This is a genomic window from Pseudomonas sp. BF-B-26, assembly GCF_019956495.1.
In the GTDB taxonomy this organism is placed as follows: Bacteria; Pseudomonadota; Gammaproteobacteria; order Pseudomonadales; family Pseudomonadaceae; genus Aquipseudomonas.
Window position 1 is genome coordinate 1 of the sequence record NZ_JAHBDP010000123.1, and the last position, 23,791, is coordinate 23,791.

The following is a 23,791-nucleotide window of genomic DNA, read 5'->3' on the forward strand; positions in this document are numbered from 1 at the left end:
ATTTCTTGACGACCATAGAGCATTGGAACCACCTGATCCCATCCCGAACTCAGCAGTGAAACGATGCATCGCCGATGGTAGTGTGGGGTTTCCCCATGTGAGAGTAGGTCATCGTCAAGATTAAATTCCGAAACCCCTATCTGCGTATGCAGGTAGGGGTTTTGTTTTGCCCGCAGGAAAGTTGCGTTCAGTTAAAGCACAAATTTGCACAGTTATTTTCGATCCATGACACTAGAATAGGTCCAACTTTTTCGGAGCCAGAGCCTTTATGCCAGATCCGGTTGACGCCCCAGGGCTGTCAGAATTACCGCTGGACGACTTGGTAGCGTGTCATGAGTGCGACTTGCTGATGCGCAAGCCCGAACTCGCCCATGGCGAGAAAGCCCTCTGTCCGCGCTGCGGCTACGAGCTCTACGCCCATCGGCATAACGTCGTACAGCGCAGTCTCGCTTTGGTGCTCGCTGCTCTGTTGTTGTATATCCCGGCGAACTTTTTACCCATCATGCAGCTCCATCTACTCGGACAGTCATCGAACGACACCGTCTGGAGCGGCGTTGTTGGCTTGTTCGATACCGGAATGCAGGGCGTTGCAGTCGTGGTGTTTCTCTGCAGCATGGGAATTCCGCTGCTCAAGTTGCTTTGCCAACTGGTTGTACTGCTGAGTATTCGTTTTGATATCGGACGCAGTTACGGCCTATTGCTCTACCGCATTTATCACCATTTACGCGATTGGGGGATGCTCGAGGTCTACCTTATGGGCGTACTGGTGGCGATCGTCAAACTGGCAGATATGGCAGCAATTACCGTCGGGCTTGGCCTGGCGTGCTTTATCGGTCTGTTGTTGGTTCAGGTCTGGTTGGAGGTTGTGATGTCGCCCCATCAGATCTGGCAGGCTTTATCAGGAGAGGATGCCCATGCGGGCGATTGATGCAGGCATTCTGATTTGCGCCGAATGCCATGAATTGAACAAGCAGGAAGCCGACACCGACGAGCAGGTCTGCACCCGATGCGGTGCGCTGGTTCACGCCCGTCGCCCGAACAGCGTGATGCGTACCTGGGCGTTGCTGGTGACCGCTGCGGTGCTCTACATCCCGGCCAACGTGTTGCCGATCATGACCGTCAGTTCACTGGGACAGGGCGATCCCAGCACGATCATGTCCGGTGTGATCCAACTGGTTCAACACGGCATGATCCCCATCGCCGCCGTGGTTTTTATTGCCAGCATTCTGGTACCGACGTTCAAATTGGTGGGCATCGCACTGCTGCTGTTTTCCGTGCAGCGCCGCCAGCCACTGTCGGCTCGCCAACGCATTTGGATGTACCGATTTATTGAGTTCATTGGCCGCTGGTCAATGCTCGATATTTTTGTGATCGCCATCCTGGTGGCGGTTGTGAATTTCGGACGGCTTGCCAGCGTCGAAGCCAATCTTGGCGCCATCGCTTTCGCCAGTGTGGTGATTCTGACAATGCTTGCCGCAGTAACTTTCGATCCCCGACTGATTTGGGATAACACGGAGTCGGACGACGACCATGACTGATTTGCCTACAGCAAAAACCCGACCGGCCTCGAACTGGTCAGCTATTTGGGTGTTGCCCCTGATTGCCTTGATCATCGGCGGTTGGCTCGGCTGGCGTGCCTACAACGAGACCGGTATCGAAATTCAGGTGCGTTTCGAAAGTGGTGAAGGCATTCAGGCCAACAAGACCGAAGTCGTTTACAAAGGCATGTCGGTGGGTAAGGTAAAGACCCTCAAACTCGATGACGAAGGCAACTCCAAAGGCGTAATCGCTACCATCGAGATGAATAAGGACGTGGAGCCGTACCTGCGGACCAGCACCCGTTTCTGGCTGGTCAAGCCGAGCGTGACGCTGGCCGGCATCACTGGCCTGGAGACGCTGGTCTCGGGTAACTACGTGGCGGTAAGCCCGGGCGAGGGTGAGCCGACTCGCAAGTTCAAAGCCTTGGCCGAAGAGCCACCGCTGTCGGACGCCCAGCCCGGTCTGCACCTGACCATCAAGGCTGATCGTCTCGGTTCACTCAATCGCGGTAGCCCTGTGTTCTATAAGCAGATCAAGGTTGGCCAGATCAAAAGCTATCTGCTGTCCGAAGACCAAAGCACCGTCGAACTCAAAGTTTTCATCGAGCCCACCTACGCCAAACTGGTGCGCAAGCACACGCGTTTCTGGAACGCCAGCGGCATCAGCATCGACGCCAACCTGTCAGGTGTGAAGGTGCGTAGCGAGTCCCTGGCGAGCATTGTCGCCGGCGGTATCGCGTTTGCCACGCCGGAGAACCGCAAGGACAGTCCTCCCACCGACCCGAGTCTACCGTTCCGTCTCTACGAAGATTTCGATGCAGCCGCCGCCGGTATTCGGGTCAAGGTCAAACTCAGCGACTTCGAAGGCATGCAGGCGGGTCGCACACCGGTGATGTACAAAGGCATCCAGGTCGGCAATCTGAAAGCGCTCAAGATCGATCCTGATCTATCCAGTGCCACCGCCGAATTGACCCTCGATCCTCTGGCTGAAGATTACCTGGTCGAAGGCACCCAATTCTGGGTGGTCAAACCGTCGATCTCGCTTGCCGGTATCACCGGCCTCGAAGCGTTGGTCAAAGGTAACTACATCGCCGTGCGTCCTGGAGACAAAGGCGCCGCACCGCAGCGTGAGTTTGTGGCTCGGCCGAAGGCACCGCCGCTCGACTTGCGTGCGCCAGGATTGCACCTGGTGCTGTTCACCGAAAACCTCGGTTCACTGGAGGTCGGCAGCCCGATTCTCTACAAACAGGTCAAGGTCGGATCGGTCCAGAGCTATCAGTTCTCACGCACCAAAAAGCAGTTGGTGATTGGTGTGCATATCGAGAAGGAATACGAAGGGCTGGTCAACGCCTCGACACGGTTCTGGAATGCCAGTGGCATCACGCTGACCGGCGGGTTGACCGGTGGAATCCAGGTAAAAAGTGAGTCGCTGCAAAGCCTGATGGCTGGCGGCATTGCCTTTGAAACCCCGGAAGCCAAGGCGCCGTTGCAGAAGCGGATTCCGCGTTTCCGTTTGTTCGCCAGTCATGATGAGGCAACGCAAAAAGGCGCCGTCGTAACGATCAGGGTTGATCGCGCCGATGGCTTGCGCAGCGGCACACCGATTCGATTCAAAGGCCTGGATGTTGGCAAGATTGAAGACGTCGACCTCAGCGATGACCTGCAATCGGTGCTGCTGACTGCACGAATCACCGAAGTGCCGGAGCGTATCGCTCGGGTCGGCAGTCAGTTCTGGGTGGTCAAACCTGAACTGGGTCTGATCAAGACATCCAACCTCGAAACGCTGGTCACTGGCCAATACATCGAAGTGCAACCCGCCGCGAAAAACCTCGGCCCGCAGAAGAACTTCGTGGCCCTGGCCAATCCGCCGGAAGCCGCTAAACAAGAGGCCGGATTGAGTCTGGTGTTGAGCGCTGCCCGCCGTGGTTCGCTGAAAACGGGTGTGCCGGTCACCTACCGCGAAATCACCGTGGGCAAGGTGACAGGCTATGAACTCGGCCAGACGGCGGACCGTGTGTTGGTCCACATCTTGATCGAGCCGAAATACGCGCCGTTGGTGCGCAGCGGTACGCGTTTCTGGAACTCCAGTGGTTTTGGCTTTGATTACGGCTTGTTCAAAGGGGCTACGATGCGTACCGAATCGCTGGAGACGCTGATTCAGGGCGGTATCGCTTTCGCCACGCCGGACGGCGAGCGCATGGGCAGTCCGGCGCTAGCTGAGCAGACGTTCCCGCTGTTCGATAAGTTCGAAGACGAATGGCTGACTTGGGCGCCGAAGATTTCGATCGGCAAGTAGTTATTGCGTCAGTGATGACGCCTTCGCGAGCAAGCCCGCTCCCACAGTGGTCAGTGTCATTTACAGATTTTGTGTATGACACCGATCCATGTGGGAGCGGGCTTGCTCGCGAAGAGGCCCTCAAGTTCACTCAGCTTCAAGAATGTACCCACAAATAAAAAGGCCGCGATCCATTGGATTGCGGCCTTTTTATTGCCTTCGATTAATGCAAATCAGACGGCATCCAGCTCCGGCTCGTCCGCTTCAACATTAATGGCAGCCTTCACCTCATCGTGACGACGAATGTACTTCCAGTCCGCCTCGTCGATGTAGATCCCGTTCGGCCCGCTGCCACCTTCCAGGTCGATGGCGACACTGGCGCAGACCTGCGGCTTCACACTCGCCAGGATCGGTACGAAGCCCAGTTGCAGGCTGGTTTCCAGCAGCGCTGCCTGGTTCTTCTCGTCGATGTCCGCTGCCTCGTCGAGGTAGTACGGCAGGCGCACGCGACCGGCCTGGTCGCGGTCCATCAAGTGCAGCAACAAGTACATGTTGGTCAGCGCCTTGATGGTCATCGTGGTGCCGTTGGACGCCGCGCCGTCGATGTCGGTGTGAATCACCGGCTGGCCGTTGACCTTGGTGATCTCGAACGCCAGCTCGAACAGGTCCTTGAGGCCGAGCTGATTGTGGTTAGCCGCTACCAGCCGCGCCAGGTATTCCTTGGCTTCTTCGTTCTTGTTGTCCTGATCGGCGCTTTGGCTCAGGTCGAAGACCGAAAGGGTTTCACCTTCTTCGTACTGGCCGGCACTGTGGATGATCTGGTCGATGTGCTTGAGCGCTTCCTTGTTCGGCGCCAAGACAATGCGGAAACTCTGCAGGTTGGAGACCTGACGCTTGTTGATCTCGCGGTTGAACAGCGCCAGTTGATGTTCAAGGCTGTCGTAGTCGCTGCGGATGTTGCGCAGGGTCCGGGCGATGTCGGTAACGGCCGCACGACGGGCCTTGCCAAGGGTCAGGGCTTCGTCGGTGCGGTGTGCGTAAGCGTTGATCAGCAGTTGCAGGCGACGCTCCATGTCGTCTTCGCTGTCGAACTTGGCCACACCCTTGAGGCGGACCTGAGCGTACAGCGCCTCGATCTGACCATCGCTGCGCTGCAAACCCTGCCAGCTGTCCTGATAGTCATTGAGCAGCGGCAGCAGGTTGTCCATGGAATCGTCGATCGGGTCCATGAACGGTGTACCGAACGGCAGATCTGCGGGCAGCAGCTGACGGCGGCGCAGGGCGTCGTCGAGGGTGCGTTGCTTGGCTTCCATGTCGCCGATCTGCCGGCCGACCAGTTGCAGTTTGGCCGACAGTTGCTGGACGCGTTCGGTGAAGGCGTCGCTGGAACGCTTCAACTCGTCCTGCGCCGCTTCCATCTGCGTCAGCTGTTCCAGCTTGTCGCCTTCCTCGGCGCTCAGGGTTTGCGCGCGGCGGAAATCTTCCAGCGCTTTCTGCGCATCCAGCACTTGCTGGTACAGCGCTTCGGTCTGGGTCTTGCTTGCGGCGCGGTCGGCGGCCACGGCCTGTTGGGTTTTCAGTTGCTTGAGTTCTTTGTCCAGACGCTCTTTCTGATCGCGTAATGCCGCGCGGTCAGCCAAGGCTTGCAGCGCCGGCGGCTCGATGTGCGAGATGTCGATGGACAGGCCCGGTACTTCGAAGCGCTCGCCTTTGAAGCCATCGAGAATCAGCTCCATGGATTTGACCCACTGACCGTCCTCGTCCAGCGTAATACCGTGCTCACCCAGCGGCAGGCTGAACAACGCGCTGTTGAACAAACGCATCAGGCGCTCGACATCCTGTTGCGAGAACTCCTCGCGCAGACGGGCATAGCTGTTGTTGTCGGCGTGATCGAGTTGCTGCTTGACCGACTTCAGGCGTTTTTCCAGATCCCGCAGACGCTCTTCCAAATCTTCGGCGCTGAACTGTCGCGACTGCGCCAGCGCACCCGCCAGTTCATCGTGCGCGTCCTTGGCCGCGAGCAGTTGCTGCTCCAGGACTTTGACGTCATCGACCAGCGCGAAGCGATGCTTGAGCACCGACAACTCGCCGAGCCAGCGCTGGATGCCGGTGATTTCCCGCTCCAGGCGCATCAGCTCTTGAGTGCCGCCACGCTGATCGTTTTGCAGCGCGTCCTGCTCGTTGCGGTAGTGCTCGGCCTGAATCGTCAGCTCTTCCTTGCGTGCACTGGCGTAGTCCGACCAGGTGCCGAGCAGGGAGTCGAGCAGCGGCGAGATCCGGTGCAGTTTGCCGCGCAGGATATTGCGCTGGGTCACACCTGCCGCAAGGGCTTCGACCAATGGGCCGGCAGTGACCAGCGAGTTGTAGTCCTGCTCCATGCGTCGTACATCGCGGAACGCTTCTTCGCACGCGGCGATGTAGTCGACGCTACCGGAACGCAGGCTGTGTTCGAACGCATCGAGAAACAGCTGCTTGAGCTTGGCCGCGGTGATTTCGCGCATGTGCAGCAGGTTGATGAACAGTGCGCGGAACGTCTTGAGGCTCTGCTCGCTGGTGGAGCGCAGCGGGATCAGCGTCAGGTCCAGCGGGATCGAGGTGTGGCCGCCGACCAGCAAGCGACGCAATTCATCAGGCTTGAGTTCGTAGGCTTTCAGGCCTTCGCGCTCAAGGTTGGTGAACAATTCTTTCTGACGCAGGCAGGTGTCGTTTTTCTGGTAATGGGCCAGGTCCAGTTTGCCGGCGTAGGCAAAGAACTGGTGACCGAAACCACCGCCCGGGCCGCGACCAACCACGCCGATCACATGTGGACCGTGAGGCAGCGAGACTTCGACCAGGATGTAACTGGTGTCCGAGGCGAAGTAGAAACGACGGGATTGTTCCAGGCTGTACTTGCCGAAACTCATGTCCGACATGCGCGCCAGAATCGGGAACTGCAAGGCGTTGATAGACGCGGATTTACCGAGGTTGTTCGCGCCGTAAACCGACAACGGTTCTTCCAGCGGGAACAGGCCGAGGCTGTAACCGGCGGTGTTCAAAAGGGCGAAGCGGCGAATGCCGTAGCGTTCCTTGCTCATGCGTCGGTCTCCTGTTCTTCGGCGATGGCGCGGGCCATGGCGTCTTCTTCGCTTTCTTCTTCGAAGTCACTGAGGTCTAGCGGATCATCGGTTTGCAGCAGTTTTTCGTCGCTGTCGTCGTCGATCAGAACCGGCACCGGCAGAGGCAATACGCTGTGCAGGCTGGCCGCCAGATCACGGTCCTGCTGGACCGACAGGCAGACATCGAGGAAACGGTGCATCGGCGGCAGGAAACGGTAGATGCCGTTTTCTTCACCGGCAAAACCGAGCTGAGTCATGCGGCGCATGATTTTTTCTTCAAGTTCTTCGACGGTCTGCACTTCGGCCTGAATGAACAGGTCGCGGTATTTCTCCAGCAGCGATGGCAACTCATCGCGGCCGAGGCTGCCACCGTCGAGCACGGCGACCGGGTCACGGCCCTGATCGGCCAGATGTTCGACGAGGATGAAGGTGAACAGCGCCAGACGTTGCGCGGTCTTGTTCACCGCTGCCGCCGCGAGGTCCGGGACGAAGTAGTAGAAACCGCGGGTGTCGCAGACCAGTTCAAAGCCTAGAGCCTTGAACAGCGTGCGGTACTGGTCCTGGAAGTTCGACAGTTGCGCGTACAGCTCCGGGTCGCGGCGGCTGATGTGGTAGCCCTTGAACAGCTCGCGAAAGATCGGCGCCAGCTGGGACAGTTCGTTTAGATCAAGATGCATGTGGGATGCTCGCAGAATCCTCGGCGGCGGTGTCGCGGGCCGAGAGCAGGGCGAAGGAGCGCAGGCTGACCTGATGCTCGTGAGTGTGGTAATCGCGGCGTTCCAGACGCTCGCGTGTGAAGCGTTTTTCCCGCGACAGACGCGAGAACCAATAAAGCAATTCGTCGGTGGCGCCGTCCGGCTCCTGCTCCAGTAGCCAGGTCATCAGGTCCGGCATCGGCAGGGCGTCTTCGCAGCGTTCGAGCATTTCCCGAACCGTACGTGGCGCGCGCGGCGCTTCGCCTTTCTGCGTCTTGTGGGCCTTGGGGAAACGCGCCGGTTTCGGCTCGAAACGCGCCAGGGCGTAAACGTAGGCTTCGACCTGACTGGCGCTGCCGAGGAAGGTGCTTTGCGGGCGGGTGAACATCGGCATCGCCGCTTGTGGCACCGCATCAATGCCTTTGCGACGAATGGCCGACAAGGCCAGCGCCGCGCCACGGGTCACGGCGTTGTGCCGACGGGCTTCTTCGCGCAGCGGCAGCAACAGCTCGCGAGCATGACGCAGCGTCAGCTGGGCGCTGGTCTGCATTTCGAGGATGCGCGCGTGGGTGCGCAGCAGCATGTCGTCATCGACCAGATGGCCGAGGCGCTGCTGCTCCGTGAGCATCTTCAGCAGAACGTTCTCGACCTTGCGCACGCCTTGTTCGAAGGCGCCGTCGGCGTTCACCAACTGAATCATCGGCTCGACGTATTCGTCCCAGGTCGCCAGTACTTCAGCGTAACGCTGACGCAGGGGAATCTGCCGGTCGCTGGTCTTGGCGCGCTCGGCGACGGCCACCAGGGCCTGTTCGTCGTTGGCGAGTTTCTTCAACACGTCCCGTACGCGCATGTCGAGCAGGCGCAACTGGCGCGCCAGGTCGTGGCCGTCGCGGATGTCGAAGGCGTCCTGGATATAACCGGCCAGGCGCTCGAGATGGCGCAGATAGGCTTCGATCTCCAGGCACAGGCCCAGACGGTGCTCACGGCGCAGGTAGGCGAGGAAGTCGTGGATCTGCGCATTGAGCTCGAAACGGTTCGGGCTTTTCGCCACGGGAACCAGAATGTCGAGGCGGATCCACACGTCCAGCAGGCTGGTGATGTCCTGCGGCGTACTGTCGAGTTGCTGGGCGGCCAACTGTGAACGCAATTCGTTGAGGCTCAGAGTGCCTTGGTCGAAGTGCTCGCACAGTGGCTCCAGAAGTGCCCAGTGTTCAGCGAGGGCGCGCAAGACGCGCTTGGGTTCGATCATCGGAATGGCCGGCTGGTTGGCGATTAAAAGTCGCGATTGTACTGCATCACGCCCGTTGCGATTCACTCTCGGGACGGACAGTTGGCTTTCTATCGATCAAGCGTGGGCGATCTTGAGCGAAGGGCGGTAGAATCACCGCACTTTAGTTATCCACAAGTGGCCGACCTTTGCTTATCGAGTCCCGTCGTCGCGCTTATTTGACCGCCATGCAGGTGGTCAACTGGCTGCCGCGCACCGAATTGCCCTTTGCTGCGCCCTCGCGCCCTGAGCTGCTGGAGATGCCCGAGCCGTTGGTCGTCGCGCCGGTTGCTCCGGTTGCGCCCGCGCCTGTGGCTGATTCGCCGGTGGAACCGCTGGTCAAACCGGCCGAACGGGTGAAAATCGAGGTGCCACGGCCATCGCTGGCCAGCACGCGCACGAATGCCAAGGTTGAAGAAGAGGCCGCTCCGGTTGTGGCCAGGGCGCCCGTCGTGCCGCCACCGCGTTTCGCCCTGCAATTGCTGCGGGCCGGGCGTTGCCTGCTGTTGGTGGAGTTACCCACAGGCGAATCGTTCCAGACCCGCGACCCTGCCTATCTGTTGCTCAAAGACATGCTGCGCGCCGCCGGTCTGCCGGACAGCCCGCAGATCGTCGGCGAGCCGGTGCGTTGGCCGCTGTTGTCTCGGGGCACCATGGATCAAGGCCCGGAAGCGGCTCGCGACTTCGTGCAAGGTTTCCTCTCGGCCCGGCTGGAAGACGCACCGTGTGTCTGCGTGTGGCTGATCGGCCTGCCGGCGGTGCGTTTCGCCGGTGAGGCGAACGCCGAATCCTTCAACCGTGAACTCCAGGTCGAAGGCCTGGGCTCGGTCTGGGCCCTGCCGGGTCTGGAATTATTAATGGAAGAGCCACAGCGTAAGGCTGATGTCTGGCAAGCCATGCGTCGGCTGATGGCGCGTTGGAAAGAATCGAATGAGTGACGCTGTATCGTTCCGCCCGATGACCGAGGCGGACCTGGACGCTGTACTGAAAATCGAATATGCGGCTTACAGTCATCCCTGGACGCGCGGGATTTTTCTCGATGGACTGGGCAAATATCAGATATGGCTGATGTTTGAAGGCCAGCAGCAGGTCGGCCACGGGGTGGTGCAGATCATCCTTGATGAAGCGCATCTGCTGAACATCACCGTCAAACCGGAGAACCAGGGCCGTGGCCTGGGCTTGACGCTGCTGGAGCATTTGATGTCCCGGGCGTATGACGCCAAGGCGCGGGAGTGTTTTCTGGAAGTGCGCGACAGCAACCGTGGCGCGTTCAAGTTGTATGAGCGTTATGGGTTTAACGAGATTGGTCGGCGGCGCGATTACTACCCGGCGGTGGGTGGGCGTGAAGATGCGGTTGTAATGGCCTGTACCCTCGTCGATTGAGCTGTTTTAAAAGCTTCGCGAGCAAGTCGAATCGTCGCACCGCCGCTCCCACATTGAATCGGTGTCGTACACGAATGCTGTGATCGACTGGAATCAATGTGGGAGCGGCGGTGCGACGATTCGACTTGCTCGCGAAGGCGGCTTGTCAGGCGCTAGAGATCAACGATTACCGTCCATCGGATCCCGCCGCGCCAGTTCCTCTTCATCCAGCCCATTCCCCCCGCCGATGTCGTCTTCATCGACAATGCTCAAATCCCAGTCGGCCTGGCCACCTTCACCCGCTTCGTGGGCGTCCCGTGCGCCGTCTTCACGGATCAGGGTTTCCGGGCTCATGTCGTCGTCGGTAGACTCATGGTCATCGGTCGAGGCCCCGGTCATGCCGGCTTCACGTACGCGTTCGCGAGGCATCAGGCGTTCACGCTCCGATTGCGTCAGCTCGTCGCCGATTTTGGCGCTGGGTTCTTCCTCGTCGAAATCCAGCTCATGCATCGAACCCATGCGGTCTTCGTTGTCATCGATGGGCCCGGGTTGCGCCGCATCGTACGGACGTCGTGATTCAGTCATGGTAATTCCTCATACTGTAGGCCTTACTACGGTGGACCCCCTGGGCAGCTGAGAATTCCTCCGGCATGGAAAACCGGGTATCTGCATCTGGCGCGTGACCCCGACAGAGGGTTGTCTGTCATAGAAGCGCACCATTCTCGAGGCTTCATTGCATGAACGAATTACAAGATCTGATTGATAACAACGAGCGCTGGGCTGACGCGATCACCAAAGAAGATCCTGATTTCTTCGCCAAGCTGGCCCGTCAGCAAACCCCGGAATACTTGTGGATCGGTTGCTCCGACGCCCGGGTGCCGGCGAACGAGATCGTTGGCATGCTGCCAGGCGATCTGTTTGTACACCGCAATGTGGCCAACGTAGTGCTGCACACCGACCTCAACTGCCTGTCGGTGATTCAGTACGCGGTCGACGTGCTGAAGGTCAAACACATCCTCGTGACCGGCCACTATGGTTGCGGCGGCGTGCGCGCCTCAATGCAGGACCGTCAGTTGGGCCTGATCGACGGCTGGCTGCGCTCGATTCGCGATCTCTATTATGAAAAGCGCGAAGAGCTCGCCAAATTGCCCACTGAAGAAGAGCGGGTCGACCGCCTCTGTGAATACAACGTAATCCAGCAAGTGGCCAACGTCGGGCACACCAGTATTGTGCAAAACGCCTGGCACCGCGGGCAGAGCCTGTCTGTCCACGGCTGCATCTATGGCATCAAGGACGGTCGCTGGAAAAGCCTGAACGCCACCATCAGCGGTTTCGAGCAGTTGCCGCCGCAATACCGTCTGCGTCCGGTCGAGGCGTTGTAACGCCCTTCAGCATAGACTTCGCCGGCGCCAGTGTTGCAGAAACAACTGGCCGTCGGCGTTCGGCGGTTCATCGTAGCCGGTGATCCAGCCACGGCAGTCGAACGAACCGCACTGGCAGGCGAACTGACGCATGAGTTTGTCTTCGGTGGTGGCGTAGTCCATCGTCAGTCGATCGCCTTTTTTGATGTCCTTCAGCGCCCACAACCACAGCTCGCTCATGTCGAGAAATACGTTTGGGTCGCAGGAGTGTCGCAGCAGCCCGCAGAAGCGCGGGTCGTAGACATGGATGCCACGGGCCAGTTGCCGGGTATGCCGACAGCGATAAGGCAGCAGGTGCCCCGACGCCCGACAAATTCGGCTGATGCGTGGGAAATCCCGAAGTACTGCGACGGCTGCGGCCGATCCGTGGGTATTGTCGATAATCTCGAAGTCGGCCCTGGAGGGGAATCCAAGGCGAACGGGCAGCTCCGCAAATGGATAAATCCCATCGGGAGGGTGTGCCAGCGTCTCGTGCGGGGCGTGGGTTTTCATAACGATCCTTGTTGGCTGGGTGCTGCGACCTCCATCAGCTGACGATCCTGTCAGCTCTGCAGCACATGGGTGCGATTCAAGCCTCTCGCAAATGAAACGGCCGGTCTACTGTCATAAGTGACAGTAGACCGGCCGTTCATCGTTTTACAGGGCCGGGGCAGGGATCGCCGTTTCGGGGATCGGTGCTTTCAGCTGTTTGAGCTGAGATTTGATCGGTGCCGTTGCGCACTTGGCCACGGCTTTGTCAGGCGTCAGGTTGCGGATCGAGGTGTAGAACAGCCGGCAAGTTTCTTCTGTGTTGGTCACTTGCCAGTTTTGGGTGCAGGTTCTCAGTTCAAGGTCAGGATTAGTGTCCGGTTGGCGACCCATGGCGGCCTGCCAGCACGCGGCACTCAAATCCTGCCCCATGACTTTAAGGCCAGCCGCGTCCGCCTTGGCCTGGGCATCTTTGCCGGTATAGCTTTCCGGGTCGGCGGCGTACCAAATGTAGCTTGGGTGGTTGGAACCCAGCACTGGCACTTTTACCCCGTCGCTCGGACTGATGCTGACCAGGCCCAGCACGTTCACGGTCGGCCCGTATTGCTGCTTGATCCAGTTACGCACCGGCGCGCCAAAGGCGACCATCGGCAACGCCGCACCACTGGCGTTCTGGCTGAGTTGCTTGACCATGGTGGTCTGGTAGTCCTTGAAGTAGTCGTAGACGCCTTCCAGATCCTTGCCAGCGTTTGATGGTGCAGCTATCGGTGCAATGTCGATGATGGTCTGGTAGCCCGGCGTCTGGTCGGCCGGAACTTTGTTGACAGTCAGCAGCGTGGCCCAGCGATCGGTGGTGGCGGATCGCAGGTAATCCTGAGCCTGGGTCAACGAATAGTCGGGTGGGAAGTGCAACAGTTCAATGCTTTTGCGGTTTTCCAAGGCCATGCCCAGTGGCAGAAACAGATACCAGCTGTAAGCCCACTTGCCATCGGCATTCAGCTTGCTGGCGCCGGTATAGGCCAGATCACCGGCATCGAGCAGCGCCGCCAACGGTTTTTCATAGCCATGGGGCACGCCGCTGATTTCGGCATAGAGCTGATTGTTATCGGTTTTGACCAGCACTTTCGCCGTGCTGTAACCATCGCGCTGCACGCTTTGAGTCAGGTAATGCTCGACCGTTTGCTCCAGCGTCCAGTTGCGAAAGCAGATCACGTTGCAGTTGTTGGGGTAAGCGAACAGGCGGGTGACGCGTTCGGTACTGCCCAGTTTCAGGTCGACATCGGCATGGGCGGCGGCGCTCAGGGTGAGGGCCGCGAGGGTGAGTCCTGCAAGTTTGAACATGCTCAGATCCTTTTCAGCGTGGTCCCGTTAATTGGGGTACGCGCCATACTGGATCAGCGGCGTTACACAGAATAGTGGTTGCGTGTAGTTTTTTTGCGTAGAGCCTGTGGTGTGTACGCCAGGAACACTCGGTTATGGTGTCCGGCCCGGGCTTGATGTCTGTGGGCCGGACGGAGGTTGAAGCGTTACAACAGCTTTAGTGCCAGATGAGTACCGGCGCGCAAGTACTCGACCTGTGCAAATACGGCATCCTTGACGAGGGCCTCTCCTGTATCGGTCAGTTTGGCTTTTTTGGCATCGATGATGGACGTTTGCGTCAATTGCATGACTACATCCATCGCTTTTTGAAGGGCGGTCAAATTGTTGTGCTGGCCGAACTCGCGGACGACAGCGTCCATACGGCGATCTGCATCATCACGCAGCTTTTTGTATTCAACGACTGAAACCCTACCGTCCTGGTAAATCTCGTTAATCATCTCTTCCAGCGTTTTCGAAACTTAAGACATGTGTTTGTTCATCCTTGGTCAGTGCTGTCTTGCTTTAAAAAGTGTGTGAGCTGTCGGAGTTTACTCAGCGATTTATAGGTTGGAGATAAGAACTCTCCGGGTTTCATGTCAGGCGCAATCGAGCCTGTTTGTAGGATAAATCCAGGCGTTTGTTTCATGCTCAAGCAGGGTGAATGGATTGCACCTGCCCGCTGCAGGTGCAATCACCGATGTGTTACGGCATGACCGGTGCCGTATACGTCAGCGTCGTCCCCAACGCCCACAGCAGAAACAGCACCAGCGGCGTGTGCACCAGCAGTTGCACGAACGAAAACCCGATCAAGTCCCGCGCCTTCAACCCGAGCACACCCAACAGCGGCAGCATGTAGAACGGGTTGATCAGGTTCGGCAGGGCTTCGGCGGCGTTGTAGATCTGCACGGCCCAGCCCAGGTGGTAGTTCAGGTCGGTGGCCACTTGCATGACATACGGCGCTTCGATGATCCATTTGCCCCCGCCGGACGGGATGAAGAAACCGAGGATCGCCGAGTACACGCCCATCAGCAGCGCGTAGGTGTCATGGGACGCGATTTGTACGAAAAAGGTCGAGATGTGGTGAGCCAGCGTCTGAGCGTCAGTCCCTTTGACGGTAGTCATCAGCGCGGCGATCGAGCCGTACAGCGGGAACTGAATCAGCACGCCCGTGGTGGTCGGTACCGCGCGGGACACAGCGTCAAGAAAGCTGCGCGGGCGCCAGTGCAGCAGGGCACCGAGCATGATGAACAGGAAGTTGTAGGTGTTCAGCCCGGAAATAGCACTGATCGCCGGTTTGGTCGAGAACTCGTGGAACAGCCATCCTGCCGCCAGCAGCACCAGCAAAATCGTCAGCAGCGGGCTGTGTTCCAGCCATTCGCCGGGTCGGGTGCGCGGTTGCAACGGCGGCAGGTTAAAGCTTGGGTCGATGCCGCAGGCTTTGGCATCACGGGCCGAGTTCGGGCCGGGTGCAGTGGCGTAGGCAATGATCAGCGAGATCACGATCAGCGCCAGCAACATCACGCCGGACTGCCAGAGAAAGATCGTTTGCGTGAAAGGAATCACCCCGGTGATCGACAGAATCGACGGCGGCAGGCTGGCCGGGTTGGCCTGCAATTGCGCGGCGGACGAGGACAGGCCTAGGGCCCACACCGCGCCGAGACCCAGATAGGCGGCAGCACCGGCGGCACGGTAATCCATTTTCAGATCGGTTCGGCGGGCGAGGGCGCGCACCAGCAAACCGCCAAACACCAGCGACAGCCCCCAGTTCAGCAGCGACGCAACCATGGAGATCAACGCAACCCAGGCCACGGCCGAGCGGCCGTTTTTCGGGATCCGCGCCAGCCGGTCGATCAGTTTCACTGCCGGTGGCGAGCTGGCGACCACATAACCGCCGATCACTACGAAAGCCATCTGCATGGTGAACGGGATCAGGCTCCAGAAGCCGTCACCGAAGGCCATGGCGGCGTCGGTGGGTTTGGCGCCCATGAACAGGGTGGCCACGGCGACGATAATCACCGCCAGTGCGGCAAACACCCAGGAGTCTGGGAACCAGCGTTCGGCAAAACTTGAACAGCGCAGGGCAAAGCGGGCGGAGCGGGTATCTTCGATATCAGCGGCCACGGGGGGTACCTCGAATTTTTATGTTTGTTGTGGTCTTTGGGGCGGCGAAGGCCCGTCTAGACAGGCGCCAACAGTAAAACAATCGGTTCTATTTTGTGACGAAGTTTTACGAGTCTAGGACTTTGGTCTAACGGGTTGTCCGTTGGCGCGTTTGCGTAGACCATGGGCGCCTTGGTTTTTTGCCTATGCCAGAGTTCTTTTCATGACTGCCAACACCCACCCGCGTCCGGCGCCGTTCACCCGCTCGGATTACAAGACCCTCGGCCTTGCGGCCCTTGGCGGCGCGCTGGAAATCTACGATTTCATCATTTTCGTCTTTTTCGCCCTGACTCTCAGCCAGCTGTTCTTCCCGCCGGAAATGCCTGAGTGGCTGCGACTGCTGCAAAGCTTCGGGATCTTCGCTACCGGTTATTTGGCGCGGCCGTTGGGCGGGATTCTGATGGCGCATTTCGCCGACCGACTGGGCCGCAAGAAGGTCTTCAGCCTGAGCATCCTGATGATGGCGCTGCCGTGCCTGCTGATCGGCATCATGCCGACCTACGCGCAGATCGGTTATTTCGCACCGTTGCTGCTGTTGGCCCTGCGAATTCTCCAGGGCGCGGCGGTGGGCGGCGAAGTGCCGAGTGCCTGGGTGTTCGTCGCCGAGCATGCACCTGTCGGGCACCGCGGCTATGCCCTGGGTTTCCTGCAGGCCGGGCTGACGTTCGGTTACCTGATCGGTGCACTGACGGCGACGTTTCTGGCACAGGCGTTCACCCCGGCAGAAATCCTTGATTACGCCTGGCGGTACCCGTTCCTGCTGGGCGGTGTGTTCGGTGTAATTGGCGTCTGGCTACGTCGCTGGCTCAGCGAAACCCCGGTGTTCATGGCCATGCAGGCCCAACGTGATGCGGCCGTCGAACTGCCGCTGCGCACGGTCTTGCGTGAACACCGTCTGGCCATGCTGCCGGCGATGATCCTCACCTGCGTACTGACCTCGGCAGTGGTGGTGTTCGTGGTGATCACCCCGACCATGATGCAAAAAACCTTCGGCATGACCGCCAGCCACACCTTCGCCCTGAGTGCCTTGGGCATTGTTTTTCTGAATATCGGCTGCGTCCTCGCCGGGCTGCTGGTGGATCGCATTGGCGCTTGGCGAACGGTGATGCTCTATAGCCTGCTGCTGCCATTGGGTATCGGCGTGCTCTATACCTGCCTGATCATCGGTGGCAGCTGGATCGGTCTGGCGTACGCGGTGGCCGGCCTCGGTTGCGGGGTGGTCGGCGCGGTGCCGTCGGTGATGGTCAGCCTGTTCCCGGCGCGGATTCGTGTCTCGGGAATTTCCTTCACCTACAACATTGCCTACGCCGTCTGGGCGAGCATCACACCGTTGTTGCTGATCGGTCTGATGCCGTGGAGCCCATGGATCTGCGTGATTTTCAGCGCGGTGATGGGGGCTGTGGGGGTGAGCAGTGCCGCGTATTTCGGGACGCGGATGCCTAATGTCGGGAGCCGCAGCGTGGCTTCAAGCCAGGGCAAATCGTTGAAAGACTGCGTTAATCCGTAACAGGCATCCATATCCCGCGTAGCGGGGAGCGGAAAAAAGAATGGGCACGCCAACCAGGTTGGGTGCCCATTTTTTATGGGTGGCAGATTAGATGACGCGTTTTTGTTGTTTGGCGAAAATCGCTGCCATTTCTGGCTCATCCAGATGATCCAGCATTCTCTCCACCAACAAATGCACGCCGTCAGCCATGCGGCTGAGCGCCAGGGCTACGGAGCGGCGTGAACCGTCCACATCGTCGGCGAGGTTGGCGGCGATGGCGCTGATGGACAGTAAATCTTCCGAGGCATTGGCGAGAAGGGTTTCAGGGTTGATGCCCGGGCTGACGCTGAAGAGCTGGCCGTTACGTTTGGGTGGTTTGGGGTCGGCTGGTGGGAAGTGATGGTCGAGGGCGCGCTCGGCGGCTTCGTGAAGCTTGTTCGAATCGAGGGATTCGTAGGGCGATGCCGGATCGGTTTCCGGCGGATTTGGAGTTACCTTGAACATTGGCTCAATCCTCATATGAGTGAGGCTGCAACCCGTTCGCTACTAAACGTAAGGGTGGCAGCTGTGCACAGGTTAGTAGACCGATGAGCCAAGAAATCGGCGCGCCGAAGCGCCCTGCACACAACCGCCATCAAGTGCGGGCATGGGCTGCCTGCAAGATAGAGACGTTGTGCGTCTTGACATCGACGGGCTACTAAACCCGATCACTGATGGGCAGTGACAGGAACCAAGTTACCGACCGCCCCCAAGGCGCACAAGCCGGCGGATTCTGGCGTAGCCGTAGGCAACGACGCAAGATGTTGTAGCTTGCAGGAAGTAACCTTGAGCCGTTTTCAACACGTGCTGTCGAGCGGTGTTTAATTTCCGGAAATGTTGGGAAGAAACGATGTTCGACAACCATTCGGCTTCTGGCGACAAGACGCGCATCAACATGCCTAACTATTTTTGTAGGACAACCCTGAAACACTCTTCAGAAAATATCCCCAAGGCCGATGGTTAGGCTGCATGCCGCTTTCTATCCCTGTCCATCGGTGTATCCCATGTTCAATAAACGCTTGAAGCAGGAGCTGTCGGCTCTTCGCGAAGAACTCTCCAGCCTCCAGCAAGTGAAGGAAAGTCTGGAAAGCGAGATGCTGGTCCTGACCCTCGATGTCGATGGGCGGATTCAATCGGTTAACCAGAACTTCATCGGTGAGATGCTCTACAAAAGCAGCGACCTGATAGGGCGACACATCGAAGACATCGTCCCGACCCATGTGAAGTCGGACGAATTCCATCAGCGCTTCAAGGTCGCGTTGACCCGTGGCGAGCACTTTGCCGGCACGGTGCGCTTGTTGCGTGGCAATGGTCAGGAAGCCTGGCTGCGCTCGATCGTGCAGCCGGTTCGGTCTGCGGACGGGCGGATCAGACACTTCTCGATTTACTCCAGTGACCTGACCCGCACCATCGAGGCGTCTCGTGAGCATGAGAACCTGATCGGCGCGCTTGTGCGCTCCACGGCAGTCATCGAGTTTGACCTCAATGGCAACGTGCTGGCGGCCAACGAGCGGTTCCTCAGCGGCATGGTTTACAGCCTGGCGCAGATCCAGGGCAAACATCACCGCATGTTCTGCGAGCCCGAGGAATACAACAGCACCGCGTACCAGGACTTCTGGCGCCGCTTGAATGCAGGCGAGTTCGTCGCCGCCCGTTTCAAACGCATCGACAGCCACGGTCGCGTGGTCTGGCTGGAGGCTTCCTACAACCCGGTGGTCGATGCCAACAACACGCTCTACAAAGTGGTGAAGTTCGCCACGGTGATTACCGATCAGGTCAATCAGGAGCAAGCCGTCGCCGAAGCGGCCAACATTGCCTACGGTACCTCGCAGCAAACCGACAGCAGCGCGCAACGCGGGAGTGCGGTGGTGACTCAGGCGGTCAATGTGATGCGTAACCTGGCCACGCACATGCAGACCGCCGGCGAAGGCATCGAAGCGCTGAACGAGCAGTCGCTGGTGATCGGCACCATCGTCAAAACCATCAGCGGGATTGCCGAACAGACCAACCTGCTGGCGCTCAACGCAGCCATCGAAGCGGCTCGGGCCGGGGAGCAGGGGCGTGGTTTCGCGGTGGTGGCGGATGAGGTCCGGCAATTGGCTTCGCGCACCAGCCAGGCAACCGATGAGATTGTCGGCGTGGTGCGGCAGAACCAGGACATGGCGCGCAACGCCGTGGCGCTGATGACCGAGGGCAAACTCCAGGCTGAACAGGGCCTGGCGCTGGCGGCAGAGGCGGGGACGGTGATTGTCGAGATTCAGGACGGTGCACAGAAAGTGGTGAACGCGGTCGGGCAGTTTGCCAATCAGTTGTCGACTTGATGCCTGCCATCGCGGCGTAAATCGCTACAATCGGCGTTTTCCCCAGGAGCAGCCATCATGAGCGTTTCTCACCGCCGTCCGGTTCCCTTGGCCAAGGCGTATCGTCTGCTCAATCACGGCCCGACCGTGCTGGTCAGCGCGGCTCATGACGGCCAGCGCAACATCATGGCGGCGGCCTGGGCCATGCCGCTGGATTTCGAGCCGCCGAAAATTGCCGTGGTGCTGGACAAGTCCACCTGGACACGGCAATTGCTGGAGGCTTCGGGCACGTTTGTGCTGAATGTTCCCTGCGCCGCCCAGGCCGATATCGTCCAGACCGTGGGTTCGACGTCCGGCCTGGAATTGACCCGGGAGAAAGGCCGGGACAAGTTCCAGGTCTATGGCTTGCCGACCTTCAGCGCTGAATTGATCGATGCGCCGATGCTCGAAGGCTGCGTCGCCTGGCTGGAGTGTCGACTGCTGCCGGAGCCCGGCAATCATCAGCAGTACGATCTGTTCCTGGCTGAAGTGATTGCCGCTCAGGCAGACGAGCGGGTGTTCAGTGACGGTCGCTGGCACTTTGAAGGGCAAGACGCGTTGCGCACCTTGCACCATGTGGCGGGCGGGCATTTCCTGAAAATCGGCGATCCAGTGGACGGCAAGGTCTTGCAGGCGTAAGCAGCCTGCCTTTCACACCCAGACGTCATTCTGCACAGTGCGCTCGCCACCTTCGTTACCTGTGTTCAGCACGCCCTTGGGTTCGATCAGCAGGAGTTTCACCTCCTGCTCGGCGAACGGTTTGTGCTCGACACCTTTTGACACCACATACATTTCGCCGGCGTTCACCAGCACGTGGCCATCGCGAAAGTCGATACGCAGTTGTCCTTCGAGAACGATGAAGGTTTCGTCGGTATCCAAGTGATCGTGCCAGATGAAATCCCCCAGCAGTTTCACCACCTTGAACTGGTAGTCATTCATTTCGGCGATGACCCTGGGCGTCCAGTACGGGCCGATCCTGGCGATTTTTTCAGCGAAATTCAGGCTTTCGTAAGCTTTCATGCAGCAGCTCTCGTGGTTGATCGTGCATCCACGATAGCCGGCGCATCGGCGTGCTTCTTGAACGATCGTGCGGGCTCAGCGGCGGTGCATTTTCATCCAGCGGGCCGGCGACAGTCCGTAGGTTTTGCTGAACTGCCGGGTCATGTGGCTCTGATCGGTGAAGCCGGCGATCAGCGCGGCGCTGACCAGTGACTGGCCCTGGATCAACAGCGAGCGGACCAGGTCGAGGCGGCGCATGGTCAGGTATCGATAAGGGCTGGTGCCGAACAACAGGCGAAAATCCCGCGACAGACTCCAGCGATCGCGACCGCTGTGTTGCGCCAGTTCCTCCAGTGTCACGGTGCGATCCAGCGCGCTGTGGATGAATTCCCGCGCGCGTTCGGCGGCCACGTAGTCGAAGCTCTGGCGGGTAGCCGGCACGCCGGAAACGCTGTTCAAGGCTTGGGCCAGATCAAACAGCGCATCCTGCTCTTCGAGAGGGTCGAGAGGGCAATCGAGGCTTCGCAGCAGCACGGCGGTGGCGGCGAACAAACGTGGATCGGCTGACAGGCCGGTCTTGATAAACGGCAACGGCTGGCCGCCGAGCATTTGCTGGATCAGCGCCGGTTCGATGTACATCATTCGGTACTGGAACCCGGTCTCGGTGCCGGCTTCGCCATCGTGAACTTCGTCCGGGTGCAGCACCATGGTCCCGCCCGGCAGACTGTGGCGCCAGCCACCGCGGTACTGAAAACTCTGCACCCCCGCCAGGGTATGGCCGATGGCGTAGGTGTCGTGGCGGTGAAGGTCGTAGCCGTGCCCTGCAAAAAACGCCTCGAAACGTTGAAGCCCGCCAACGTCGGGCGCGCGGTGGAACCAGTCGATAGCGGGCGTTTGCTTGGCCATGGTGGTGTTGCCTTGAACTCGATGCTGAACACGTTACCCCACTCACCAACCGCTTGTCTGCTGCCGATCGAATCACCAGGCTGGTAGAAAATCCCCGACTAATGTTGCAAGGTGTTGCATATTTTTTAAGCCACGAAGGCGCCCCACATCATGGAAATATCCCACCTGAGCTACGCCGCTCCGTTGTTGTCGTTGGCGCTGTTATGGACAGTTGCGGTGGTGACGCCGGGGCCGAACTTCTTCAACACCGCGCAACTGGCTGCCAGTTGCTCCCGGCGCCACGGTGTCGTCGCCGCACTGGGCGTGGCCACGGGCACGGTGCTTTGGGGGTTGGCGGGTGGCCTGGGCATCAAGTCGCTGTTCAGCGCCGCGCCGACGCTCTACCTGAGCTTCAAGATTGCCGGCGGTTGTTACCTGATCTATCTGGGTTTGAAGCAGTTCAAGCGCAAACCACCGAGTGTGCCGGGCGATAACGGCTCGCTGAATGTCGCCGGTCGCACGCTGCTATCGGCTTATGGCCGGGGCTTTGTGGGCAACATGACCAATCCCAAGGCCGCGCTGTTCGTTGCTACGATTTTCGCCACGGCCATGCCGGCCTCACCGCCACCGATGTTGCTGGCGCTGGCCGTGCTGACCATGGCGACCTTGTCATTCAGTTGGTATTGCAGCGTGGCGTTGCTGTTTGCCAGCCGGCGGGTCGCGGGTGCTTATGATCGTTCGCGTAAATGGCTGGATCGCTTCGCCGGCAGTTGCTATCTGCTGTTCGGCGCGCATCTGGTGGCCAATCGTTGAGGAGTTCTGAATGAGCAAACTGCGGGTGGGCATTATTTTTGGCGGCCGTTCGGCTGAACATGAAGTGTCGCTGCAATCGGCGAAAAACATCGTCGATGCGCTGGACCGTTCGCGCTTTGAACCGGTGCTGATCGGCATCGACAAGCAAGGCCACTGGCATCTGAACGACCCTTCGAACTTCCTGCTCAACCAGGAAAACCCGGCGTTGATCGCCCTTAACCAATCCAACCGCGAACTGGCCGTTGTGCCGGGCAAGGCCAGTCAGCAATTGGTGGAAACCTCCAGTCAGGAAATGCTCGGGCACGTCGATGTGATCTTCCCGATCGTCCACGGCACTCTGGGCGAAGACGGTTGCCTGCAAGGCTTGCTGCGCATGGCCGATTTGCCGTTTGTCGGCTCCGACGTGCTCGGTTCGGCCGTTTGCATGGACAAGGACATCAGCAAGCGCCTGCTGCGTGACGCCGGGTTGGCGGTTACGCCGTTCGTCACCCTGACCCGCGCCACCGCGGCCCGCACCGGGTTCGCCGAGGTGCAAGGCAAACTCGGCTTACCGCTATTCGTCAAACCGGCTAACCAGGGATCGTCCGTGGGCGTCAGCAAGGTGAATGACGAAGCCGAGTACGCGGCAGCAGTAGAACTGGCCTTGGGTTTCGATGAGAAAGTCTTGGTCGAGTCCGCCGTCAGCGGCCGCGAGATTGAATGCGCGGTGCTCGGCAATGAAGACGCCATCGCCAGCGGTTGCGGCGAAATAGTGGTGCGTAGCGGGTTTTATTCCTACGACAGCAAATACATCGATGCTCAAGCGGCGGAAGTGGTGGTCCCGGCAAACATCCGCCGCGAGGCCAGCGAACGCATCCGTGCCCTGGCCGTCGAGGCGTTCCAGGTGTTGGGCTGTTCCGGGCTGGCGCGGGTCGACGTGTTCCTGACCGACAGCGGCGAAGTGCTGATCAATGAGATCAACTCGTTGCCCGGCTTCACCCGCATCAGCATGTACCCCAAGCTATGGCAGGCCACTGGTATGACTTACAGCGAGTTGGTCAGCCGTTTGATCGACCTGGCGCTGGAGAAGCATCAGGCGCGACAGGCGCTGAAGATCTCTCGCTAGGCTTAATCCAGCGCGCAGTGAACTTTGAAGTTGTCATCCAGTTCGACGGCGACGATCACGGCGTCTCATATCATTTTGGGTATCTCGGCCTGATTCGTCTGCTGACGCAACCGCTTCGATTCATACGCTTCGATCAGCGTGATCATAATGTCGAAGTAATCACCCTCAGGGGTGCCAGGCTCTGGTTCGTTGTCGAACAGCGCTGACACGTTCTTGAGGGCTGCACGATAGTCCTCGTCGGTGTGAATGGGGCGGATGTTCATGGGTTACTCCATCTCGACGGTATCAGCGTCGATTGCGTCGTACTGTTTGGGAGTGCCGACTCTATCCAAGAAGCAGTCATTTGTAGGTAGGACAAAGCTGCGCGAAGTGGCCGATCAGGATGTATCGGGTGTAAAAAAGGGCCTACCTCCCGGTAAGCCCTTGCTCATTCCCGCGTACGACTCAATCCCCCAACGCCGCCCCCTCGCGCCGCGGATCAGCCC

Annotated in this window: 21 protein-coding genes, 1 rRNA gene and 3 pseudogenes; 13 read left to right on the plus strand and 12 right to left on the minus strand. The window is 59.3% G+C overall.

The window, feature by feature from the left end; translation table 11 throughout:
- Positions 1 to 4: 4 nt before the first annotated feature.
- From rrf to KGB03_RS27190, 4 genes are all read left to right on the plus strand, one after another.
- Positions 5 to 120, plus strand: a 5S ribosomal RNA gene (gene rrf / locus KGB03_RS27175).
- A gap of 148 nt (positions 121 to 268) precedes the next feature.
- Positions 269 to 928 (plus strand): paraquat-inducible protein A, encoded by a 660-nt coding sequence (locus tag KGB03_RS27180; protein WP_111451243.1) that lies wholly within the window; start codon positions 269 to 271, stop codon positions 926 to 928.
- Positions 915 to 1,538: a paraquat-inducible protein A gene (locus tag KGB03_RS27185; RefSeq protein WP_008145542.1), complete on the plus strand. Its 624-nt coding sequence runs from the start codon at positions 915 to 917 to the stop codon at positions 1,536 to 1,538. The genes KGB03_RS27180 and KGB03_RS27185 overlap by 14 nt, the downstream gene beginning before the upstream one ends.
- Positions 1,531 to 3,834 (plus strand): PqiB family protein, encoded by a 2,304-nt coding sequence (locus KGB03_RS27190; protein ID WP_218538018.1) that lies wholly within the window; start codon positions 1,531 to 1,533, stop codon positions 3,832 to 3,834. The genes KGB03_RS27185 and KGB03_RS27190 overlap by 8 nt, the downstream gene beginning before the upstream one ends.
- 212 nt (positions 3,835 to 4,046) lie before the next feature.
- Here the strand turns inward: KGB03_RS27190 and mksF are convergent, their stop codons facing one another.
- The 3 genes from mksF to mksB are packed head-to-tail and all read right to left on the minus strand — an operon-like array spanning position 4,047 to position 8,852.
- Positions 4,047 to 6,887 (minus strand): Mks condensin complex protein MksF, encoded by a 2,841-nt coding sequence (gene mksF / locus KGB03_RS27195; protein WP_223530256.1) that lies wholly within the window; start codon positions 6,885 to 6,887, stop codon positions 4,047 to 4,049.
- The gene (gene mksE / locus KGB03_RS27200; RefSeq protein ID WP_223530258.1) at positions 6,884 to 7,585 is read right to left on the minus strand and encodes an Mks condensin complex protein MksE; all 702 of its coding nucleotides are present in this window, start codon (positions 7,583 to 7,585) and stop codon (positions 6,884 to 6,886) included. Before mksE ends, mksF begins: the two co-directional genes overlap by 4 nt.
- Positions 7,575 to 8,852 carry an Mks condensin complex protein MksB gene (mksB, locus tag KGB03_RS27205; RefSeq protein ID WP_008145536.1) on the minus strand — a complete coding sequence of 426 codons (1,278 nt, stop codon included), beginning with the start codon at positions 8,850 to 8,852 and terminating at the stop codon, positions 7,575 to 7,577. The genes mksE and mksB overlap by 11 nt, the downstream gene beginning before the upstream one ends.
- Before the next feature lie 206 nt (positions 8,853 to 9,058).
- Here mksB and KGB03_RS27210 point away from each other — a divergent pair, with 206 nt between their 5' ends.
- Together KGB03_RS27210 and rimI are read left to right on the plus strand one after the other, a co-directional pair.
- Positions 9,059 to 9,808 (plus strand): energy transducer TonB, encoded by a 750-nt coding sequence (locus KGB03_RS27210; protein WP_192407541.1) that lies wholly within the window; start codon positions 9,059 to 9,061, stop codon positions 9,806 to 9,808.
- Positions 9,801 to 10,253 (plus strand): ribosomal protein S18-alanine N-acetyltransferase, encoded by a 453-nt coding sequence (gene rimI, locus KGB03_RS27215; protein ID WP_008145534.1) that lies wholly within the window; start codon positions 9,801 to 9,803, stop codon positions 10,251 to 10,253. Before KGB03_RS27210 ends, rimI begins: the two co-directional genes overlap by 8 nt.
- 159 nt (positions 10,254 to 10,412) lie before the next feature.
- On the opposite strand, the gene KGB03_RS27220 is transcribed toward rimI, so the two are convergent.
- The gene (locus KGB03_RS27220) at positions 10,413 to 10,817 is read right to left on the minus strand and encodes a serine kinase/phosphatase (protein ID WP_218538017.1); all 405 of its coding nucleotides are present in this window, start codon (positions 10,815 to 10,817) and stop codon (positions 10,413 to 10,415) included.
- A 152-nt stretch (positions 10,818 to 10,969) separates the two neighbouring features.
- Between KGB03_RS27220 and can the strand changes: the two genes are divergently transcribed.
- Positions 10,970 to 11,614, plus strand: coding sequence for a carbonate dehydratase (gene can / locus KGB03_RS27225; RefSeq protein WP_008145531.1), 645 nt, complete (start codon positions 10,970 to 10,972; stop codon positions 11,612 to 11,614).
- A gap of 6 nt (positions 11,615 to 11,620) precedes the next feature.
- On the opposite strand, the gene KGB03_RS27230 is transcribed toward can, so the two are convergent.
- The 4 genes from KGB03_RS27230 to KGB03_RS27245 all read right to left on the minus strand — a co-directional run bounded on the left by KGB03_RS27230 (position 11,621) and on the right by KGB03_RS27245 (position 15,601).
- Entirely contained in the window at positions 11,621 to 12,145 is a 525-nt protein-coding gene (locus KGB03_RS27230; RefSeq protein WP_223530267.1) for an SET domain-containing protein-lysine N-methyltransferase, read from the minus strand.
- Positions 12,146 to 12,289: 144 nt separating this feature from the next.
- Positions 12,290 to 13,462, minus strand: a complete 1,173-nt coding sequence (locus KGB03_RS27235; RefSeq protein ID WP_223530269.1) for a hypothetical protein — start codon at positions 13,460 to 13,462, stop codon at positions 12,290 to 12,292.
- 185 nt (positions 13,463 to 13,647) lie between these two features.
- Positions 13,648 to 13,938 carry a hypothetical protein gene (locus KGB03_RS27240; RefSeq protein WP_223530271.1) on the minus strand — a complete coding sequence of 97 codons (291 nt, stop codon included), beginning with the start codon at positions 13,936 to 13,938 and terminating at the stop codon, positions 13,648 to 13,650.
- 244 nt (positions 13,939 to 14,182) lie between these two features.
- Positions 14,183 to 15,601 carry a short-chain fatty acid transporter gene (locus KGB03_RS27245; RefSeq protein ID WP_033061219.1) on the minus strand — a complete coding sequence of 473 codons (1,419 nt, stop codon included), beginning with the start codon at positions 15,599 to 15,601 and terminating at the stop codon, positions 14,183 to 14,185.
- Between the two features lie 202 nt (positions 15,602 to 15,803).
- Here KGB03_RS27245 and KGB03_RS27250 point away from each other — a divergent pair, with 202 nt between their 5' ends.
- Positions 15,804 to 17,147 (plus strand): MFS transporter, encoded by a 1,344-nt coding sequence (locus KGB03_RS27250; protein WP_223530273.1) that lies wholly within the window; start codon positions 15,804 to 15,806, stop codon positions 17,145 to 17,147.
- A gap of 87 nt (positions 17,148 to 17,234) precedes the next feature.
- Here the strand turns inward: KGB03_RS27250 and KGB03_RS27255 are convergent, their stop codons facing one another.
- A complete protein-coding gene (locus KGB03_RS27255) occupies positions 17,235 to 17,630 on the minus strand; it encodes a DUF6124 family protein (RefSeq protein WP_223530275.1) in 396 nt (131 codons plus the stop codon).
- A 629-nt stretch (positions 17,631 to 18,259) separates the two neighbouring features.
- Here KGB03_RS27255 and KGB03_RS31455 point away from each other — a divergent pair.
- The 3 genes and pseudogenes from KGB03_RS31455 to KGB03_RS27265 form a co-directional block, all read left to right on the plus strand.
- Positions 18,260 to 18,946 (plus strand): annotated as a pseudogene (locus KGB03_RS31455) (PAS domain-containing protein); the annotation flags it as partial.
- Between the two features lie 105 nt (positions 18,947 to 19,051).
- Positions 19,052 to 19,486, plus strand: a pseudogene (locus KGB03_RS31460) (methyl-accepting chemotaxis protein); the annotation flags it as partial.
- Between the two features lie 57 nt (positions 19,487 to 19,543).
- Complete coding sequence (locus tag KGB03_RS27265; protein ID WP_223530285.1) at positions 19,544 to 20,143, plus strand: flavin reductase family protein; 600 nt, start codon at positions 19,544 to 19,546, stop codon at positions 20,141 to 20,143.
- A gap of 12 nt (positions 20,144 to 20,155) precedes the next feature.
- On the opposite strand, the gene KGB03_RS27270 is transcribed toward KGB03_RS27265, so the two are convergent.
- Both KGB03_RS27270 and KGB03_RS27275 read right to left on the minus strand, forming a co-directional pair.
- Complete coding sequence (locus KGB03_RS27270; protein ID WP_223530287.1) at positions 20,156 to 20,524, minus strand: cupin domain-containing protein; 369 nt, start codon at positions 20,522 to 20,524, stop codon at positions 20,156 to 20,158.
- 75 nt (positions 20,525 to 20,599) lie between these two features.
- The gene (locus KGB03_RS27275) at positions 20,600 to 21,409 is read right to left on the minus strand and encodes an AraC family transcriptional regulator (protein WP_223530289.1); all 810 of its coding nucleotides are present in this window, start codon (positions 21,407 to 21,409) and stop codon (positions 20,600 to 20,602) included.
- 150 nt (positions 21,410 to 21,559) lie between these two features.
- On the opposite strand from KGB03_RS27275, the gene KGB03_RS27280 reads away from it, so the two are divergent.
- Positions 21,560 to 22,201 (plus strand): LysE family translocator, encoded by a 642-nt coding sequence (locus KGB03_RS27280; protein WP_076029765.1) that lies wholly within the window; start codon positions 21,560 to 21,562, stop codon positions 22,199 to 22,201.
- Positions 22,202 to 22,211: 10 nt separating this feature from the next.
- The gene (gene ddlA, locus KGB03_RS27285; protein ID WP_223530291.1) at positions 22,212 to 23,306 is read left to right on the plus strand and encodes a D-alanine--D-alanine ligase; all 1,095 of its coding nucleotides are present in this window, start codon (positions 22,212 to 22,214) and stop codon (positions 23,304 to 23,306) included.
- Positions 23,307 to 23,416: 110 nt separating this feature from the next.
- Here the strand turns inward: ddlA and KGB03_RS27290 are convergent.
- Positions 23,417 to 23,569 (minus strand): annotated as a pseudogene (locus KGB03_RS27290) (transcriptional regulator); the annotation flags it as partial.
- Positions 23,570 to 23,791: the final 222 nt, after the last annotated feature.